The sequence below is a fragment of the Mycobacterium sp. E3305 genome (assembly GCF_001666785.1).
Classification (GTDB): domain Bacteria; phylum Actinomycetota; class Actinomycetes; order Mycobacteriales; family Mycobacteriaceae; genus Mycobacterium.
Genome location: NZ_LZJA01000070.1, coordinates 1 through 2,256, shown reverse-complemented (window position 1 = coordinate 2,256; position 2,256 = coordinate 1). Strand labels below are relative to the sequence as shown.

Here is a 2,256-nt window from a genome sequence, read left to right as displayed (position 1 = left end):
GCAGGGTGGCGGTGATGGCGGCGATGCCGGCCAGTGCGCTCCCGGCGAGGAACATGGGCCGTCGCCGGCGCGGGACGACCACGTCGTCGTCGGGCACGGCGCTGTAGGCCAGAGCCTCGGCGTCGGCGTTGCCCCAGACGTCGAGGTACGTCGGGCCGAGCGGTCGCGGGCTCACCTCTCCGGTGCCGGGGTCGAGCGCGTACGCCAGCGCCGCCGTGGACGAGGCGAACAGCGGCGCGTTCGCCGAGGCCAGCGCGGCCCCGCGGGCCAGCGCCAGCTCCGGCTCCTCGGGCGCCGACAGCTCGAGCGGGGTCGCCGCCTCGAGCGCGGGCTTGACGGGCACGATGCCCACGCCGCAGCCGATCAGGAACACGCCGTCCGCGTGAGCACCCCGCGCGCCCAGACCGGCGACCATCGTCGCCAACTCGGCGGCGAGCGGCTCCTTTCCGGCGTTGGCCAGCTGCTTGCGGTGCAGGTCGACGATCGACCCGTCGGCGACGTCGACGACGGCCAGCGTCGCGGTCTCGGCCTCCACGTACAGCATCGCGATGTGCGCGTAGTCGAGCGCGGACCCGACCGTCTGGGCCAGCGCGGCCGCGGCCAGCAACGGGGAAACCAGCATCACGTTGCCCATGCCGTGTTGGGTCATCGCTTCCCGTAGCGCGCCGACGTCCGCTCGGTCCGTCCAGGTCACGCCCGTCGACACCAGCTGGTGGCCGCCCCGCAGCCGGCCCCGCCCGCGGCGGAAGAGCCCCAGACCTCGGTGAAGCCGCCGCCGGCGGCACCGGTCTACCGGGCCCCGAGCCGCCCGACCCGGCGGGGCCCCCTCCGCCACCGCCCGCGTGGAGCTATGGCGGCCCGCTCGGCGGCCCGCCGCCTCAGGGCCCCTCGGGCAATCGGATGTGGTGGATCGTGGGCACGATCATCGCGGTCGGCGTGCTGGCGCTCGCCGGGGGCATCGCCGCCTTCGCGGCACACCAGCTCTCCGGTGTCCGCTCGATCATCAACTCCCCGCCGACCTTCACCAACACCCTCAGTCCCCCGGCCACCACCCCGGGCGGCACCTCGACGACTACACGGACCAAGCCGCCGAGGTCGACCACCACGTCCACCTCACCCACGCCGCCGCCGGGCAGCGAGGTGACGATCTCCGGGATCGGCGAGAACCGGACGATCGCCTGCGACGACAACGTCGTCAACGTCAGCGGCGTGTCCAACACGGTGGTGATCAGCGGTCACTGCGCAAGCCTCAGCGTGTCGGGCGTGCAGAACGACATCACCGTCGACGCCGTCGACAGCATCCAAGCCTCCGGCTTGAGCAACAAGGTGACGTACCACTCGGGCACGCCGAAGGTCAGCAACTCGGGTAGTGCGAACGTCGTCCAGCAGGGCTGAGGCCGTTACGGCGCCTCGGTGGATTCGTCGTCGTCGTGCGAATCGCCGTCGAGGACGCTGACCGCGATGCCATACGGCAGGAACCGCACCTTGCGCGCGGGGTCGACGTTGTTCTTGTTGGCCCGCAGCGCGTCGAGCTCGGTCGCGTAGACCTGTTCGACGTGCGCGCCACCGTCGGCGTCCACCGTGTAGATCGCCCAGACGCCGTCGCCCGCCTCGCCGGCGGTTTCCGGCTCCGGGCGGGGGCGCCGCGACAGGTCCTCGAAGATGGACGACCACCCGGACCGGGCTCCTGGCGCCGCGACAAACCTGCTGACCCGCTCGAACACGTCGCGCAGGCCCTCGCTGCCTTCGCGGATCATTCGATCGAACTCGTCGGGATCGAACCCGAACGCACCGTATTCGCCCACGCGACCTCCTCGCCGCTCGCCGCCGAGTTGGCGACGATGGTCGCCGGTCTGGGCGCGCGGGGTGCTCACGCGGACGGCGTGTTCCTGATCGGCTGCGGCGTGGGCATCGTGCCCGTCAAGCCCGCGCTCGAGGCGGCGACCCCGCTCGAGCTGTCGGCGCCCGAGGAGCCGGAGCTGGCGCTGGCCCGCGGGGCCGCGCTGGCCTCGGCGAACGCGCCGCTGTTCGCCTCGTCCACGGCGGCGCTGGCGTACGCGCTCGACCCCGGCACCGGAGAGGTGAGCCCGCGACCGCTCGGCCCGACGTACCTCGACGTCTGGGGCAACGCCGACGCCGAGGCTCTGGCCTACAGCGCCGTGCCCGACGACGACGTGGTCGTCCCGCGCCGGCGACGGCCCATGTTCCTCGCCGGGAGCGCACTGGCCGGCATCGCCGCCATCACCGCCGGGGTGG

General features: G+C 73.2%; 1 protein-coding gene and 3 pseudogenes. 2 read left to right on the top strand and 2 right to left on the bottom strand.

Going from position 1 to position 2,256, the window contains the following annotated elements; genetic code table 11:
• Window positions 1–733, bottom strand: a pseudogene (locus A5701_RS06445) (hypothetical protein); the annotation flags it as partial.
• Window positions 734–795: 62 nt separating this feature from the next.
• Between A5701_RS06445 and A5701_RS06440 the strand changes: the two are divergent.
• Window positions 796–1,395, top strand: a pseudogene (locus A5701_RS06440) (DUF3060 domain-containing protein); the annotation flags it as partial.
• 5 nt (window positions 1,396–1,400) lie between these two features.
• On the opposite strand, the gene A5701_RS06435 reads toward A5701_RS06440, so the two are convergent.
• Window positions 1,401–1,805, bottom strand: a complete 405-nt coding sequence (locus A5701_RS06435; RefSeq protein ID WP_067749962.1) for a hypothetical protein — start codon at window positions 1,803–1,805, stop codon at window positions 1,401–1,403.
• A 36-nt stretch (window positions 1,806–1,841) separates the two neighbouring features.
• Between A5701_RS06435 and A5701_RS06430 the strand changes: the two are divergent.
• Window positions 1,842–2,256, top strand: a pseudogene (locus A5701_RS06430) (hypothetical protein); the annotation flags it as partial.